Source organism: Marinibium conchae, assembly GCF_015595035.1.
GTDB lineage: Bacteria > Pseudomonadota > Gammaproteobacteria > Enterobacterales > Alteromonadaceae > Glaciecola.
The window spans coordinates 820147-837489 of sequence record NZ_JADNRN010000001.1; the positions used below are offsets into that span (position 1 = coordinate 820147).

Sequence of the window (17343 nt, forward strand, 5' to 3'; positions counted from 1 at the left end):
TATGAATATTCATCATTTACTCAGTGAAAGATTTACGCTCGCCGTTCAAGCGATGGGAATAGAGGATGCCGCGATTCCATTGAGTCGCAGTACCAAGCCCGACTTCGGTGAATATCAGTTCAATGGTGCCATGGCTTTGGCGAAGCGACTGAAACAGAAGCCTCGCGATATTGCACAACAAATACTTGAGCATGTAAGCTTGGATGATGTTGCAGAGAAGTTAGAAATAGCCGGCCCAGGTTTTATCAATATTTACCTAAAAAATGACTGGCTCTCGGCATGGTGCGAAAGCGCACTTAGTGACGCCAAGTTAACGGTCAGCCCGCATAAGCGTCAGCGCATCGTAGTTGACTACTCGTCTCCAAATTTAGCGAAGGAAATGCACGTTGGTCATCTGCGCAGCACTATCATCGGGGATGCTGTGGTTAATGTACTCGAATTCCTTGGGCATCATGTTATCCGCCAAAATCACATGGGTGATTGGGGAACCCAGTTTGGCATGTTACTGGCTCATTTAAGTGATGAACTTAAAAATGCTTCAGTCGCTGAAACTGCGCTATCAGACCTTGAAGATTTTTATCGTGCTGCAAAAGTACGCTTTGATAATGAAGATGGTTTTGCTGATAGAGCCCGAGAATATGTTGTCAAGTTGCAAGGCGGTGATGTGGAATGCTTAGCGTTATGGCAACAATTTATCGACATAAGTATTACTCACAGCGAAGAGGTTTACCAGAAGCTCAACGTCGGCTTAAGCCGAAAAGATGTGATGGGTGAGAGTAGCTATAACCCTGACTTACCTGTAGTGATTGCCGATCTGAGTGATCGCAATATTGCGGTTGAAGACCAAGGCGCTAAAGTGGTTTTTATCCCGGAAATGAGCAATAAAGACGGTGATCCCGCAGTATATATCGTTCAAAAGTCTGGGGGCGGCTACCTTTATGCGACTACTGATTTAGCGGCAATTCGTTACCGTTCAAAAGAGCTCAAGGCTGATAGAACCTTAATATTCACTGATGCTCGCCAAGCACTTCATTTTAAACAAACTGAAATTGTTGCGCGCAAAGCCGCATATTTGCGAGAAGATGAAAGTTATGAGCATTGTCCTTTCGGCATGATGCTAGGTAAGGATGGCAAGCCGTTTAAAACTCGTTCCGGTGCAACAATTAAGTTGTCCGATTTGCTTGACGAAGCAATCGAGCGTGCTGATGTACTGATTAGTCAACGAGAGTCATCATTATCCGATGCGGATAAAAAACAAGTTGCTGCTACAGTGGGTATCGGTGCTGTAAAGTATGCAGACTTGAGCAAAAACAGAACAACAGACTATATTTTGGACTGGGATACAATGCTCAGTTTCGAAGGTAATACAGCGCCTTATTTGCAATACGCGGTAACTCGCGTAAAAAGTATTTTTAGAAAAGCAGAAGCCGATCTAGATACTTATCAGGCAAGTGTAAGGGTAGCATCTCAACAAGAACATGACTTGGTTGTAAAAATGATGCAATTTGATGAAGTGCTAGAGAGTGTCGCGAAAGATGCAACACCACATGTTATTTGCACCTATTTATACGAAGTGGCTAGTTTGTTCATGCGTTTTTATGAAGCAAATCCCATCCTTAAGTCTGACGTAACCACAGAAACTAGGCAAAGCCGACTAGCGTTGGCGGCACTGTGTGCTAGAACCCTAGAAACAGGCTTAAATATTCTTGGTATTTCAACGCTTGATGCAATGTAGTTTTGTTATCACGCCGATAAAGAAGTGAACATTTCTTTATTACGCGCGTAGAAGTAACTCATTTATAAAGAGGATATATAATGCCAAAAATACTTGCCTTCGCCGGTAGTGGTCGCAAAAATTCATACAACTTCAGCATCGCTAAATGTGCTGCGACTGGGGCTGACATCGACGGTGTTGATGTAACTGTTATTGATATGTCTGCTTTCGACATGCCTTTATTTAATGAAGATTTAGAGGCTGATTCAGGTATGCCTGAAAATGCCAAAAAATTTAAACAACTGTTGTTAGAGCACGATGGTTTTATTATCGCTAGCCCAGAATACAATAGTGGATACAGTGCTGTACTGAAGAATGCTATTGATTGGGCATCACGCATGGAAGACGGTGAAAAGCCTCTGCAGGCCTTCAAAGGTAAGTATGCTGCTATTATAGCTGCATCTCCAGGTGGTTTAGGGGGAATTCGTGGTTTAGTGCCGCTACGCATGTTGCTCGGTAATATAGGTATGTTTGTGTTGCCAAATCAACTTGCGGTGAGTGGTGTCAACAAGCTAGTGAACGAACAGCATGAAGTGAGTGACGAAAAAACCGCAAAAAATTTAAAAAATATTGGGCGAAGCCTAGCTGAAACCCTAGTTCAGCTCGCAAAATAAGGCTTTATGCTTTATTTGCTAATAAAGCTAATTTTTCAAGTCCATTTCTCTATCAAATAGGGCCGGAATTCTGTAATATTCTCGGTCTTATTTATTCTTCAAACATCAGGAATTATGTTCGAATTAAATCCAATTCAAAGTGCTATTGCAGACGTTCGCCAAAGAACCGAACTGCTTAGGGGGTACCTTTGACTTTGACCTTAAAGTTGAAAGGTTAGAAGAAGTTTCCCGTGAGCTCGAAAGTCCAGAAGTCTGGAATGATCCAGAGCGGGCACAAAGCTTAGGCAAAGAAAAAGTGGCGCTAGAACACGTCGTTCTTACCATCAATAACTTAACGCAAGGTGCAGACGACGCAGAAGGGCTTGTTGAATTGGCCGTTGAGGCTGAAGATGAAGACACCCTAAGCGAAGCTGAATCGGAAGTTGCAGAGCTAATTAATACCTTAGAGGCGCTTGAATTCCGCAGAATGTTTTCGGGTCCAAATGATGCCAATGATGCTTATCTTGATATTCAATCGGGATCGGGAGGTACTGAGGCCCAAGACTGGGCAAACATGCTGCTACGTATGTATCTGCGTTGGGGCGAAGAGCACGGTTTTAAAACCGAGCTTATTGAAGTTTCCGATGGTGATGTTGCAGGGATCAAGAGCGCTACGATACGTTTTGGTGGGGAATATGCCTTTGGTTGGCTACGCACCGAAACCGGCGTACATCGTTTGGTGAGAAAGTCTCCCTTCGACTCTGGTAGCCGCAGACATACCTCCTTTGCATCTGCCTTTGCCTATCCTGAAGTGAGCGATGATATTGAAATTGATTTAAACCCAGCGGATCTGCGCATTGATACCTATCGAGCCTCGGGCGCCGGTGGTCAGCACGTTAACAGAACGGATTCAGCGGTGCGCATAACGCATTTACCCACTAATATAGTGGTTCAGTGTCAAAATGATCGCTCTCAGCACAAAAATAAAGATCAGGCTTTCAAGCAACTCAAAGCGAAGCTTTATGAGTATGAGCTACAAAAACAAAATGCTGAGAAACAAGCAATGGAAGACGGGAAATCGGACATAGGTTGGGGCAGTCAAATACGTTCCTATGTACTCGACGACTCTCGCATCAAGGATCTTAGAACGGGCGTTGAAACCCGAAATACGCAAGCCGTTCTCGACGGTGATTTAGACAAATTTATCGAAGCTAGCCTCAAATCTGGCTTGTAATTAACTAGTAGCAACAGGATTTCACATGAGTGATCAGCAACAAGATGAGAATAAATTGATTACGGAGCGTCGCGCTAAGCTTACGCAAATCCGTGAGAATTGCCAATCGAACGGCTTTCCTAATCAGTTTGATCGCAAGCATTACGCACAAGACTTACAAAGCTCGTTTGGCGACAAAGACAAAGAGACCTTAGCAGATGAAGCTAACAAGGTAAGCATTGCAGGGCGTATTATGGCAAAGCGTGGCCCGTTCTTGTTACTACAAGACATGACTGGACAAATCCAAGCCTATGCTGCCAAGCCAACCCAACAAGATATCAAAGAGAAGTATGGCTCGCTAGATATTGGAGACATCATCGGCGTAAGCGGCGACTTGCACAAGTCGGGCAAGGGCGATCTGTATGTCAATATGGACAGCTACCAATTGTTGACCAAAGCACTACGCCCGTTACCTGAGAAGTTTCATGGCTTAGCCGATCAGGAAACAAAATATCGCCAACGATACGTTGATCTCATTACTAATCCTGACACTCGAAACACTTTCAAAATTAGAAGTCAGATAGTAAATGGTATTCGTAGCTTCCTAGCCGAGCGTCAATTTATGGAAGTTGAAACACCGATGCTTCAGGTTATTCCAGGTGGTGCAACGGCTAAACCTTTTGTGACACATCACAATGCGCTCGACATCGATATGTATCTGCGTATAGCTCCGGAGCTGTATCTTAAGCGCTTGGTTGTGGGTGGCTTTGAACGTGTTTTTGAAATTAATCGTAATTTTAGAAATGAGGGTTTATCTACACGCCACAACCCCGAATTTACGATGCTAGAGTTTTACCAAGCTTATGCTGATTATAATGATCTGATGAATTTGACGGAAGAAATGCTAAGAGAGCTTGCACAAACGATAATGGGCACGACGATCATTAAAAATACGGTGAAAAATGCCGAGGGTGAAGTTGTTGAAACCAAAGAGTATGATTTCGGCCAGCCTTTCCAGCGATTGAGTATGGGTGATGCCGTGCTTAAGTATTGGCCAGATGCCAATGAAGCTGCAATAAATGATCCGGAAAACCATCTTGATGAACTTAAAGTTATGGCAAAAGCGTTGCACATCAAAGAGCCAGAAGTTGATGGAATATGGGGCCCAGGCAAATACCTTTGTGAAATCTTCGAAGCAACAGCCGAAGAGCAATTAGATCAGCCTACCTTTATCACCGAATATCCGTGGGAAGTATCTCCATTGGCGCGTCGCAATGATAATAATGCTTTTGTAACAGATCGTTTTGAGTTCTTCGTTGGCGGGCGTGAGCTAGCAAACGGTTTCTCGGAATTAAATGACTCTGAAGATCAAGCCAGTCGTTTCAAGAAACAAGTAGAAGAAAAAGATGCGGGTGACGACGAAGCCATGCATTTTGATGAGGACTATATCACTGCCTTAGAGTATGGCTTACCGCCAACAGCAGGTGAGGGCATCGGTATTGATCGCTTGGTGATGTTATTCACTGATAGTCCAACGATTAAAGATGTGATTTTATTTCCGCACATGAAACCACAACATCAAGAAAGTTAGACTTAGTGGCTATCTTATCTTGATAGCCGCATGTACATGTCATTAATAAGCGGAAGTTGCATACCTGTAGCTTCCGCTTTTTCTATTAGAAAACCCAAAATTCCATCGAGTTCTGTTTCACGCTGAAAGTGGTAGTCTTGGTGCATAGATGAGTAGTTGTTGGCTGTGAGTGAAATTACCTCATCAATTTGCGTCGATAATGCAAAGGTATCAATTGGCAGTTGCATAAACTCGTACAAATCAAAGACTTCATTTTTAACTGCTGCTACTTCTTTAGGATACAAAGTGAGTTCGCCATTTTTACAGTTTTTCAGGGCTGTTAGCGGGTTAATCACAGCATTTACCGCTAGTTTTTGGTATTGAGCGTACTCAATGTCCTCTCGCCATTGCATGTTCGGATGTAAGGTTTCCAGTCTTGGTTTCCAGTAAGTCGCAAGCTCCTGGTCCTCTCGGTTATCAGTAAGCGCATTGTCTTGCAATGCATCTATTGTAGTGGCTAAGCCAACTTCTAGTTTTCCGGTAGCTACGTGCTGAAAACGATTGGCAGAAAGTTGATAAACACCATCGGTTGTTATTCCAAGGAGTATTGGATTGTGAGGAAATAACTTTTGAGCAAGCTCTTTAGTTCCCATGCCATTGTGCAACAACAATAGGGCTGTTCGGCTTGGCAATATACCGGATAATTGCTCGAGCGTTGCTGCTACTTGATAATGCTTTATAGGTAAGATAATAAGTTCAAGCTTTTGCACATTTGCTTGGCTTATCGGTAATTGCTGTGCTTGTAATACTCGTTCATTTTGCTCTTGGGTAGCGAAATATATTGCATCGAGCACTGCCGTCTCCGGTCTTATGAATAGCGTAATGTTATGTTCTTTACGATTTTGTAGGTGATTTAATAGACTAAGGCCAATGGCACCACGGCCAACAATACCAATCTCCATATTACACTTCTCTACCTTCATCCAAATGTCTTAAGTTGTCGGCTGTTGATATTCTAGGCCACTTTTGCTCACTAGGCTCGCCATGTTCAATGAGTTTTTTCTGTAGTCCATTGGCTTCAAAATACTCTCCTTGCAGCGGCAGGCAATGATAAGAATGGGCTTTCCCTTTATAGTTAAATGCTAACGCATATGCATGAAGATACATCCTATCGCAAGCTCGTCCTTTATAACGCAGGTCGCCTAAAATCGGCGAACCCAAAGATTTAAGGGCCACGCGCAGTTGATGTGTTTTACCGCTGTGAGGCTTTAGTATGCAAAGGCGCAGAGACGTCATTTGATTGACTGGATAAGAAAAGGTAAAAAACTGAGTCAGTGCGGGGTTCTGTTTGCTCTGACAAAGTTTCCAACTGCCGTTTCGAGACTTTTGCATGTCTCCCACAATTTTACCTTGCTTTTTTTTAGGCTTTTTATCAATTAGCGCAAGATAATACTTCTGGATCTGTCGAGCAGCAAATATTTGTGAAAGTGCTGACGCAGACTCTTTTGATTTGGCTAGCATAATGCAACCAGACGTGCCCGTATCAAGACGATGAACTAACCAGAGCTTAGATAAACCGAACGCAGCTTTAACTGCAGGAATCACAGGGGTGTTTTGCCCAGCTTCAAAGTGCATAGGCATATCGATAGGCTTATTTATGATAACGAAATCGTCGGTATCAACAAGCAGTTCAAGCACGACGCTATTGCCTAGCTAGCATCAACTAATTCAATAGCTTCTTGATACTGTAATTCTTCAATCAGCTCTACTAGTCTGTTCGCTTTGCTTTCAGATAACTCAAGACCCGATACTAAATCGACTAAGGTGTCGTCGTCGATAAATTCGTTGCGTTTCAGCCGTTTAATTAATTCAAGCTTGCTTGTTTGCAAAGAATAAGTCGTCTTTTCGAAAGAGCGAGCGGGATCTTCGATTTGGTCGCGCTTTTTAATTTCTGCGCAGGTGTCGATAATTAACGCACTAAATTCTTCGAATACAGACGGAGTAAATTCTTCGTTGCGCAATTCAGCATCAAATTTTGTTGCACATTCATATAAGGCTTGCAGTCCAAGATTGCCGCTGATCCCTTTAACAGTATGTACCTTCATCTTGGCGTTTTTGTAATCGCCGTGCTCGCAAAAGTTGGCTACCTCCGAGGCACAATGCTCAAACTCGGTAACAAATTTGCCCAGCATTTTGCTCAAAAGGCTCTCATTGCCACCTAATTGATTGAGTGCAAAGTCGAAGTTGAGCAGAGGAAGTTGGTTAGCCATTTTATGATCCAAGGTTAGCAATTAGGTTGCGTTAGGCGCAGTGCTTTTCGCATCTTCCACATCATAGTAATAGAATATCAGCACAGTCACAAATGTGAATTATTTATTTACAAATTATATTTCGCTTTTCTTTGTGTGCAAGTAGCGAGGCGGATATAGTGTGTGGTTAAAGCGAGTATAACAACCCTTAAGGTAAATAATGATAAAGAATTTAAAAACTAAGCTGATCGTAACAGCATTATCGGCTTCTGCTTTTGTTATTGCAGGGTGCACCGTTGCACCTAGTGATACGCTGTCTGAAAAAGTTAAGGCTGGTGCCTCGAGCAAATCAGGCACGAGCATTCCGTATGAAAAATATGAATTACCGAATGGCCTAACCGTTGTCTTACACGAAGACAAATCAGACCCTTTGGTGGAAGTTAATATTACTTATCATGTTGGTTCTGCTCGTGAGGAGTTAGGTCGCTCTGGTTTTGCTCACTTCTTTGAACATATGATGTTCCAAGGATCAGAAAATGTTGATGATGAAGAGCATTTCAAAATAGTTACCGAAGCCGGTGGCACAATGAATGGCTCAACAAACAGTGACATCACTAATTACTACCAAACGGTTCCGATTAATCAGCTTGAAAAGGTTCTTTGGCTAGAAGCTGACAGAATGGGCTTTTTGCTTGATGCGGTAACCCAAGAGAAATTCGAAACTCAACGTGAAACCGTTAAAAATGAACGTGGACAACGCATTGATAACCAACCTTATGGCTTACGTTTTGAGCGCACTGGCGAAGCTTTATATCCGGTAGGCCATCCGTATTCTTGGTCGACTATTGGTTATGTTGAAGACTTAGACAGAGTCGACGTAAATGATCTCAAGCGTTTCTTCCAACAATGGTATGGCCCGAATAATGCCGTACTTACCATCGGTGGCGCGATTGATAAGGCACAAACAAAAGCATGGGTTGAAAAGTACTTCGGAAGCATTCCTCGAGGTCCGGAAGTTGAGAAGGCCGAGAAAGCACCGGCAGTGTTGGAAGAAACCCGTTACATAACGCTTGAAGACAAAGTGCATTTGCCGTTGCTACAAATCACTATGCCAACAGTGTATGCGAATCATCCAGACGAAGCGCCACTGGATGTGTTAGCTAATATTCTCGGTAGTGGAAAAACCTCTTTATTGTACAAAAATATGGTTAAGAATGGTCTTGCCCTACAAGCTTTTGCTGGCCATCCTTGTCGCGAATTAGCTTGTGAATTTACTATGCTTGCCTTGGTAAACCCACAAAAAGTGCAAAGCCTAAAGCAAATGCAGACCATCATCGACGAAACGCTTACCGAGTTTGAAGCTCGTGGTGTAGAGGATGATGACCTTCAACGGACCAAAGCAAGTATTGAGAGTAATACAATATTCGGCCTTCAAAGCGTAGCTGGCAAAGTAAGACAACTTGCAAGCGGACAGATTTTCAGAGGCGAGCCCGATGGTATTGCTGCTGACATTGCTCGATATAACGCGGTGACTAAAGACGATGTGATGCGGGTTTATAACACTTATGTGAAGAACAAACCTGCGGTAGTCCTTAGTATAGTGCCGAAAGGACAAGCTCAACTTGCTGTGGCAGAACAGAATTTTGAGTTGCCTACGCGTAATTTTGAGGCGCAAAGCTCTCCGGCAGATGATATTAAGCAAGCCGATATCAAAGATAACTTCGATCGTAGCGTGCAGCCTACTGCTGGGGTTAATCCTATTGTTGATATCCCTGACTTTTGGAAGCACTCGTTTGATAACGGTATAGACATTTTGGGCGTTGACACCAAAGAAACCCCCACTGTGTTTATGAATATTGCTATCGAAGGTGGTTCACTACTCGACAGTGCTGACAAACCAGGTGTGGCCTCCATGACGGCTCAATTGATGAATGAGTCTACGGCGCTATCAAGCAATGAGGAAATTGCAAACAAATTAGCACTACTTGGCAGTAGTATTACTTTCACCTCATCAGGGCGTTACACAAATATCTACGTAAGTTCGCTGTCAAAAAATATCGAGTCGACCTTAGCCATTTTGCAAGAGAAACTATTTTCGCCTGGGTTCAAAGAAGACGACTTCAATCGTCTAAAGCAAAACACTCTGCAAGGCTTGCAACAGGTACTTAAAAACCCATCAGCTTTAGCGAGTCGAGCGCGTGATTTAGTGTTGTATGGCGAAGAATCAGTGTTAGGTCAACCAGAAGGTGGCACAACGGCCAGCGTGCAAGCAATCACTTTGGATGACATTAAGGCTTTCTACGACAACTATTATCGTCCAAACTATGTTGATATGGTGATTGTAGGTGATATATCAAAACCAAAAGCCATAGCGGTAAGTTCGTTGTTGTCAAAGTGGGAAGCGAAAGATTATGCCTTACCTAGCTTTGAAAAATTTGAGTCAAAAGAGAAGGGTAAGATATACCTTGTCGACAATCCAGGTGGTGTTCAATCGGTCATCTCAATGGTAAAACATGCGTTAGTGTTTGATTCTGAAGGTGAATATTTCAGAGCCCGTTTGATGAACTTCCCTCTCGGTGGCATGTTCAATAGCCGTATTAATCTTAACTTACGCGAAGACAAAGGTTACACCTATGGCGCGAGAAGTGGATTCAGTGGCGGCAAATTAACAGGTATCTTCAGCGCTGGCGCAGACGTTGCGGGCCAACATACTGTCGCGAGTATTCAAGAATTTTTAAAAGAGATTAATGAGTACAAAGCATCAGGCATGAGTGAAGCTGAGCTTGAGATGATGAAAATGGCCTTTACACAACGTGATGCCTTAAGTTCAGAAACACCAACTCGAAAAGCGGGTATCTTAGTGCGTATGCTAGGCTATGACCTCGATAAAGAATATCGTCAGCGTCAAAAAGACATTATTGCCAATGTAACAACGGACGAACTCAATGCATTGGCCGATAAATGGCTTGATACTGACAATATGGATATTATTGTCGTAGGTGATGCTGCGACCTTGCGCGAGCAATTGGCGGTACTCGACCGAGAAATCATTGACTTTAGTGTGCCTAAATAAAGAAACAATGATGCGCTTTTCTTAGTATCATTCTATACTAAGCTTATTGAGAATAAACGCCCTCGTAGTTTGTGCTACGGGGGCTTTTTAAAACCAGTAATGGAATAATAATTTGGCTATTGATTCACTTACCTTTTCTGCTCGTTTACAGGCACTTTCACTTCCTCAGTTTCAGTCCGCATTACCTAATATCAAACACGGTGTAGAACGCGAGGCATTGCGCGTTAATCCGAATGGTGGTCTTGCTACTACAGTTCACCCAACAGCGTTAGGTGCTACGTTAACGCATGAAACCATCACTACTGATTTCTCTGAGGCTCTACTTGAATTTATTACGCCTCCAGAACAGCAGGCCAGAGTGACTCTTGCACAACTCGCTGATATTCATAAATACGTTTATGAAAATATTGGTGATGAACGTTTATGGCCAATGAGTATGCCGTGCTTTGTTAACAGCGAAACTAATATTCCAATCGCACGATACGGTTCATCCAACGTGGGCCAAATGAAAGAGGTTTATCGTAAAGGTTTACATAACCGCTATGGCAGCATGATGCAGGTTATTGCGGGTGTACACTTTAACTTTTCGTTATCAGATGATTTTTGGCAAGCTTGGTGTGACCTTCATCAGCTTGAGAACAACGTCGACAACCGTTCAACGTTTCATTTTGACTTAATTAGAAATTTCCGCCGTTTAGCTTGGCTGATCCCATATTTATATGGTGCGTCTCCCGCGCTATGCCAATCGTTTTTGGCCGGCAAAGAGAAAAACTTCCCGTTTAAAAAATTAGGTGTGGGTACGCTTTATTTGCCTTTCGCTACCTCATTACGAATGAGCGACCTAGGCTATACGAACTCCGAGCAGTCTTCACTTAATATTTGCTATAACGATCTTCAATCCTATGTGAAGTCTGTTCGCGTTGCGATCAATACTGCCTCTGAACATTATAAAAGCTTTCCATCGGGGCAAAATGGCGAATGGCAACAGCTAAACGACAATGTGTTACAAATTGAAAATGAATTATATAGCCCGATACGGCCGAAACAGGTGGCCAAATCTCTAGAAAAGCCAAGCGATGCGCTAGAAGATCGAGGTGTCTCCTATATTGAGGTCCGTGCACTTGATGTTAATCCATTTTCTCCCTTAGGAATTGAAGAAACTCAATTTCATTTCTTAGACGTTTTTCTTTTGTACTGTTTGGCAAGTGAGTCGCCAAAATTCACAAGTGATGATTTTGATGAGAGTGAAAGCAATCTTGATAAGGTAGTGCTAGAGGGGAGAAAACCGGGTTTGTTGCTAGAAAATGCTAGTAACAGCATCACTCTAGTTGATTGGGCGAACCAAATATTTGTTGATTTAGAGAAGGTCGCAAAACAACTTGATACTGCAAATAATACTGTTAGCTACAGTCAGGCCGTGGCGACTGAATTGAAAAAAGTCAATGACGCTTCGTTAACGCCGTCTGCAAAATGGCTCGATACTTTACTTGAGCACAACATCGACAACAGTAGATTGGGCTTAGAGTTGGCTCAAGAGTACCGCGAACACGTTAGTGCCTTAAATTATTTGCATTTTGATGAAGCTTCATTTGTGCAACAAGCTAAAGATTCTATTCAAGCTAGAGAAGCAATAGAGGCCTCTGATACTAAGTCGTTCAACGATTTTATCGAGGCGTATTTTGCATGAGTTTGCAAGCCCGTAGCTCATGTATAATGACAAGACATAAAAAAGCCCAAACAATTGAATGGGCTATATAAAAATATCAACAGGGAAACTTTGTAACAGGGATAAATGTTAACTAAGTTGTAGATAAGAGTTCCGTTTAATGAAAAAGTTCCAACTTGTTAAAAATAAATTAAAAATAATATTTTTTGTCCTTTTCACACAATGTGTTTTGTCTGCCTGTGTTACTCAGCCGCCACAAGAAAAAGAAAATATTTGCGATATTTTTTATGAAAAGCGTGATTGGTTTGATGCCGCTGTAGACATGCGTGAAAAGTGGGGTGTGCCAATACACGTTCCTATGGCAATGATGTATCAAGAGAGTTCTTTTCGCCACGATGCATTGCCTCCTCGAGATTATATCTTTTTTGGCTTAATTCCTTGGGGAAGAGTGAGTACGGCCTATGGTTATTCTCAAGCCAAAACGATGACTTGGGCCGACTATAAAAGGGAAACTGGCAGCACTTTTGCTAGTCGTGAAGACTTTGATGATGCGATTGACTTCATGGGGTGGTTCATTACCAAAACACATAGTATAAACCGCATATCAAAGTGGGATGCCAACGCCCAATACTTAAATTACCATGAGGGGTGGGGCGGGTATAAACGAAAGACTTACAACAAAAAGCAATGGCTAGTCAACGTTGCCAAAAAAGTTGATGCAAGGTCAAAGCGTTATGCGCAGCAGCTTAAGACTTGTGAAAGTGACCTTAGTAAAAATTGGTTCATGAGGTTATTTTCTTAAACTAGCATGCAATTCATTTGATCTAGCACAAAGAATGATCTCACTTTTTGGGGCGTAAACCGCAGTATTGATCTCGATCAGTAGTGATGCATTAGCAATCGACTACGCTTAACTCATTGATATAAACCAACGAGGTAAGTTATGTTGAATTTAATTTTTGGCGACGCAGTTGTATGGGGTTCACTTCTTGGCATTTTGATCATGTTGATAATGAGCGGGTACTTTACCTACATGTTTATCCACAATAGTGATCCCGATGTTGAAGATAAAGGCGCTAAGTAGATAAATTGAGGCTTCGCTATTTTGTGCTGACTGCTTGGTAAGTGCTGTCGGTCTTTAGTCGAACTTATTGTATTCTTCATTCTGTTTGACGAGGGCTAAAATAGCGCCCTTGCCACCCCATTCAAGAGGAGCTTGATGAAAACCTTCTATGTAAGGGTGTTGCACTAACCAGCTTGGCACTTTGCTTTTGAGCACGCCAGCGCCTATGCCATGCACAATGCAAACACAGTGATGATGACGGCGATGGGCTTCATAGATGAGGGCTGCAATTTCATGTTTAGCGCTTTGCGTGTTCAAACCATGTAAGTCGAGTACTAAGTCAGGCGGTATTTCGCCGTTTCGAAGGCGTTTTACCTCATCACTGCGCTCACCTTCCTTTACATATTTCAGCGGGCCTTGAGGCGAAAAGCTGGCTTCGAATCCATCAGAAAACTCAAACAAAGCGCTCGCTTGCTTTTCCATTGAAGCATGACTAAAGCGCTTTTTTTTCATAGCAACACGCTTTTCTGCAGTGGATAGCTCGTACTTATCATGCTTCACAGGCTTAGCATCGCTAAACAAGCTCGAAAATGAAATATCTTGGTCGCTAATAGGATCCGTTTTACTTTTAACTTTTTTTGGCATTAGTGAAGATAACAAGCGAATTTGAACGTAATATTGCGTATTATATCAGGATATTAGTCAATTGAGTTAGTAAGTGCATGTCTGTCGACAATTCAAGTGAGTCTTTGCCCAGTGAACATCGGGTTGAGAGTGAATATCAATCTATCAATCAAGATGAAGTAAAGAGTATCATTAATCCTCATGTAGTCGATGAGCTTGACTCAATTCTTGATTGGGTGCGCTATTCCGTGTCTGTATTTTATCAAGCAGGTGTGTTTTTTGGTCATGGCACTGATAACGAATGGGACGAGGCCTGTAGCTTAGTTTATCAGGCGGCAAATGTGCCACTCGATACAGCTCCCCTTCGACAAGAGCTGTTATATCAAGCAAAATTAACCAAAGATGAAAAGGCGCGTATTATCGACTGGTTACAACAACGCGTTGAGTTGCAACGCCCGCTGCCATATATTACAAATCAAGCTTGGTTTGCAGGCATGCCGTTTTATGTCGATGAACGCGTTCTGATCCCTCGCTCCCCTTTTGCCGAACTTATTCAGCAGGGATTCAAGCCGTGGTTATCCAGTTCTCCGTCTCATATATTAGACCTATGCACCGGTGGAGCTTGTATAGCTATAGCCTTGGCAGATAGCTTTGAAGATGCGATTGTGGATGGTGCCGATATCGACTCTGATGCGCTCGATGTCGCTTCTATGAATATTTACGAATATCAGCTAGAAGATCGCGTTTTTCCATTGCAATCAGACTTATTTGCAGGCCTAGAAGGGCAGCGATATGACCTAATAGTGTCAAACCCACCTTATGTTGATCAGCAAGATATGGACGACCTTCCCGATGAGTTTCGTCATGAACCAGAGCATGCATTGGCCGCGGGTGTCGATGGCTTAGATTTGGTTGATATTATGCTGAAACAAGCCCCCAACTATATGCAAGATCAAGCTTGGATCTTTGTTGAAGTTGGCAATAGTGAAGTACACATGACTACCCGCTTTCCAGGCCTAGAAGTGGAATGGGTCGAACTAAGCTCAGGTGGTAGTGGTATTTTTGCCGTTCAAAAAGAAGTACTGCAGGCCTACTGGTCGTCAGTTGAGTAAAATATTTATCGGCAAATATTAATGTGCCGAGCTAAATGCAGTAATAGTAAAGTAAAAGGAAAGAAGAGATGTCTGGGAATACATTTGGTAAGTTATTTACCGTAACAACCTTTGGTGAAAGCCATGGTATTGCAATTGGAGGGGTTGTTGACGGGTGTCCTCCCGGTTTAGAGCTTGATGAAAGTGATCTACAAGGCGACCTCGACCGCAGAAAACCGGGTACTTCCCGCTACACGACAGCGCGCCGTGAAGATGACGAAGTGCAAATACTCAGTGGCGTTTTCGAAGGCAAAACAACGGGTACAAGCATTGGCTTATTAATTAAGAATAAAGACCAACGCAGTCAAGACTACTCTAAAATTAAAGACTCCTTCCGCCCAGGGCATGCAGATTACACCTATCAACAAAAGTTTGGTTTTCGAGACTATCGCGGCGGTGGTCGATCATCAGCTCGCGAGACTGCCATTAGGGTTGCAGCAGGTGGTATTGCGAAAAAATATTTGAAGCAAGAATTCGGCATAGAAATTAATGCCTATATTAGCCAATTAGGGCCAGTGTCGATTGATAAGGTCGACCATAGTGTGACTAATACAAATCCATTTTTTTGCCCCGACGAGACAAAGCTTGATGCCTTAGATGAGTATATGCGACAGCTTAAAAAAGAGGGCAATTCAATTGGCGCTAAAGTAAGTGTTAGTGCGACGAATGTGCCCGTTGGTCTAGGTGAACCGGTATTTGACCGACTTGATGCCGACATTGCACATGCCATGATGGGGATTAATGCTGTCAAGGGCGTTGAACTGGGCGATGGCTTCGACGTTGTAACTCAAAAAGGAACGGAGCATCGTGATGAGATGTCACCTGATGGCTTTCATAGCAACCACGCTGGTGGAGTATTAGGCGGGATCTCAACCGGGCAAGAGTTATTGGTACATATGGCGCTTAAGCCAACGTCGAGTATCAGTATTTCTGGTCAATCTGTAGATGTACATGGTAATACTGATGATGTGATTACTAAAGGTCGCCACGACCCTTGTGTGGGTATTCGTGCTGTTCCTATCGCTGAAGCGATGTTGGCACTTGTGTTAATGGACCACTTATTGCGTCATCGTGCACAGAATGCCAATGTGAGGAGTATTACTCCAGTTATTCCTGCGCAACGTTAAATACCTTAGCCTTGTTTTTTCATCATCTGATAAGTTCAAAAAGCAAGGCTGCTATCGCTAGCCCTATCAACTTAGGGCTTATATCCCTCACTTATTTTTTCTATTTTGGCCAACTGGGCGTATTTATACCTTATGTTGCTGTCTTCCTTGATGGGCGCGGTTTAAGCTCAGAGGAAATTGGAAGTTTGTTAGCCATCGTGACATTAACGCGCGTTCTTGGTCCCAACTTATGGGCAAATGTTGCTGACAGAACCGGGCGAGGAGCCGACATACTGCGATTCGGCTGCCTGCTAGGATTTTTGGCTTTCAACGCCATCTATTTTACTAATAGCTTCTGGGGCCTGACTTTTGCCTTTGGTTTAATGATGATGTTTTGGACGGCAGTATTACCTCAGTTGGAAGTTATTACTGTCAACGCTACAAAAACCACGAAGGGAGGCTACGGTGCTATTCGTCTATGGGGCAGTATAGGATTCGTTGCGCTGAGCTTGGTGGTGGGCAGCCTATTAGACTACTTCAGCAGCGATGTGATCGTTGTTTGCTCGAGTGTTACTTTGTTTGCACTTTACCTTGCTAGCCTTTTTATTGCCTCCCCGAGCAAATTAGAGCACAGTAACACAAGTCACTCTGCGAGCTCAAACTGGCAAGAAGCCTGCAAATTGCCTTTTATCATATTCATGTTGTCGGCAAGTCTGCTGCAAATGAGCTTTGGTTCTTACTATAACTTTTTTGCTCTTTACATGGTCGATCTTGATTACTCGGGCAAACAAACTGGCTTGTTTATTTCAATTGGCGTGGTTGCGGAAATCGCTATCTTTTTAGTTGCAACAAGAGTGATTTCTCGTTTTGGCGTGAAATGGATAATGTTAATTTCAATGCTATTAACAACATGTCGATGGTTAACTCTTGCTCTATTGCCTGAATACTTGAGCGCGATACTTCTCTCTCAGACCTTACATGCCTTCAGTTTTGGCATGACACATGCTGCGTCGGTGCATTTTCTGCATCACTATTTCTGCGCGGAATTTCAAAGCAGAGCACAGGCTTTGTATGTCAGTATTGCGTTTGGAGTGGGCGGGGCAATAGGAAGCTACATATCAGGTAAGACTTGGTTGCAAGGTGAGGGCGCTGAATTTAGCTTTATGTTGTCAGCATCGTTTGCTTTTGCTAGTGCCTTGATCTTAGTGTTTTTTTCAGATAGTGAGAGTAAAAAAAAGCCCGATATCTAGCGGGCTTTTAG

At 43.0% G+C, this 17343-nt stretch carries 15 protein-coding genes; 11 read left to right on the plus strand and 4 right to left on the minus strand.

Features of this window, described 5'->3' with window-relative positions; all coding sequences use genetic code 11:
- The first annotated feature begins 1 nt into the window (after position 1).
- The 4 genes from argS (at position 2) to lysS (ending at position 5171) form a co-directional block, all read left to right on the plus strand.
- On the plus strand, positions 2–1735 hold the full coding sequence (gene argS, locus ISG33_RS03445) for an arginine--tRNA ligase (protein WP_195732144.1): 1734 nt from the start codon (positions 2–4) through the stop codon (positions 1733–1735).
- Positions 1736–1815: 80 nt separating this feature from the next.
- Positions 1816–2388, plus strand: a complete 573-nt coding sequence (locus tag ISG33_RS03450; protein ID WP_195732145.1) for an NADPH-dependent FMN reductase — start codon at positions 1816–1818, stop codon at positions 2386–2388.
- A gap of 114 nt (positions 2389–2502) precedes the next feature.
- A protein-coding gene (gene prfB / locus ISG33_RS03455) for a peptide chain release factor 2 (protein ID WP_195732146.1) occupies positions 2503–3601 on the plus strand; the annotation gives its coding sequence in 2 pieces (ribosomal slippage) (positions 2503–2577 and positions 2579–3601; 1098 coding nt in all).
- 25 nt (positions 3602–3626) lie between these two features.
- Complete coding sequence (gene lysS / locus ISG33_RS03460) at positions 3627–5171, plus strand: lysine--tRNA ligase (RefSeq protein WP_195732147.1); 1545 nt, start codon at positions 3627–3629, stop codon at positions 5169–5171.
- Positions 5172–5185: 14 nt separating this feature from the next.
- Here the strand turns inward: lysS and ISG33_RS03465 are convergent, their stop codons facing one another.
- Genes ISG33_RS03465 through ISG33_RS03475 form a run of 3 tightly spaced genes read right to left on the minus strand, consistent with a single transcriptional unit; the run spans position 5186 to position 7420 of the window.
- Positions 5186–6133, minus strand: a complete 948-nt coding sequence (locus tag ISG33_RS03465; protein WP_195732148.1) for a ketopantoate reductase family protein — start codon at positions 6131–6133, stop codon at positions 5186–5188.
- Positions 6114–6848: a TIGR01621 family pseudouridine synthase gene (locus ISG33_RS03470; protein ID WP_195732149.1), complete on the minus strand. Its 735-nt coding sequence runs from the start codon at positions 6846–6848 to the stop codon at positions 6114–6116. The genes ISG33_RS03465 and ISG33_RS03470 overlap by 20 nt, the downstream gene beginning before the upstream one ends.
- A gap of 11 nt (positions 6849–6859) precedes the next feature.
- Complete coding sequence (locus ISG33_RS03475; RefSeq protein ID WP_195732150.1) at positions 6860–7420, minus strand: Hpt domain-containing protein; 561 nt, start codon at positions 7418–7420, stop codon at positions 6860–6862.
- Positions 7421–7619: 199 nt separating this feature from the next.
- Here ISG33_RS03475 and ISG33_RS03480 point away from each other — a divergent pair, with 199 nt between their 5' ends.
- The 4 genes from ISG33_RS03480 (at position 7620) to ISG33_RS03495 (ending at position 13222) form a co-directional block, all read left to right on the plus strand.
- Complete coding sequence (locus tag ISG33_RS03480; protein ID WP_195732151.1) at positions 7620–10472, plus strand: M16 family metallopeptidase; 2853 nt, start codon at positions 7620–7622, stop codon at positions 10470–10472.
- A gap of 112 nt (positions 10473–10584) precedes the next feature.
- Positions 10585–12159 (plus strand): glutamate--cysteine ligase, encoded by a 1575-nt coding sequence (gene gshA / locus ISG33_RS03485; RefSeq protein ID WP_195732152.1) that lies wholly within the window; start codon positions 10585–10587, stop codon positions 12157–12159.
- A gap of 139 nt (positions 12160–12298) precedes the next feature.
- Complete coding sequence (locus ISG33_RS03490) at positions 12299–12940, plus strand: transglycosylase SLT domain-containing protein (RefSeq protein WP_255528851.1); 642 nt, start codon at positions 12299–12301, stop codon at positions 12938–12940.
- Between the two features lie 141 nt (positions 12941–13081).
- Complete coding sequence (locus ISG33_RS03495; protein ID WP_195732153.1) at positions 13082–13222, plus strand: DUF3149 domain-containing protein; 141 nt, start codon at positions 13082–13084, stop codon at positions 13220–13222.
- A 54-nt stretch (positions 13223–13276) separates the two neighbouring features.
- On the opposite strand, the gene smrB is transcribed toward ISG33_RS03495, so the two are convergent.
- The gene (gene smrB, locus ISG33_RS03500; RefSeq protein WP_195732154.1) at positions 13277–13846 is read right to left on the minus strand and encodes an endonuclease SmrB; all 570 of its coding nucleotides are present in this window, start codon (positions 13844–13846) and stop codon (positions 13277–13279) included.
- Between the two features lie 77 nt (positions 13847–13923).
- Between smrB and prmB the strand changes: the two genes are divergently transcribed.
- The 3 genes from prmB to ISG33_RS03515 all read left to right on the plus strand — a co-directional run bounded on the left by prmB (position 13924) and on the right by ISG33_RS03515 (position 17332).
- Positions 13924–14937, plus strand: coding sequence for a 50S ribosomal protein L3 N(5)-glutamine methyltransferase (gene prmB, locus ISG33_RS03505; protein ID WP_195732155.1), 1014 nt, complete (start codon positions 13924–13926; stop codon positions 14935–14937).
- 68 nt (positions 14938–15005) lie between these two features.
- The gene (gene aroC / locus ISG33_RS03510; RefSeq protein ID WP_195732156.1) at positions 15006–16103 is read left to right on the plus strand and encodes a chorismate synthase; all 1098 of its coding nucleotides are present in this window, start codon (positions 15006–15008) and stop codon (positions 16101–16103) included.
- 11 nt (positions 16104–16114) lie between these two features.
- Positions 16115–17332: an MFS transporter gene (locus tag ISG33_RS03515; protein WP_229333438.1), complete on the plus strand. Its 1218-nt coding sequence runs from the start codon at positions 16115–16117 to the stop codon at positions 17330–17332.
- Positions 17333–17343 lie beyond the last annotated feature (11 nt).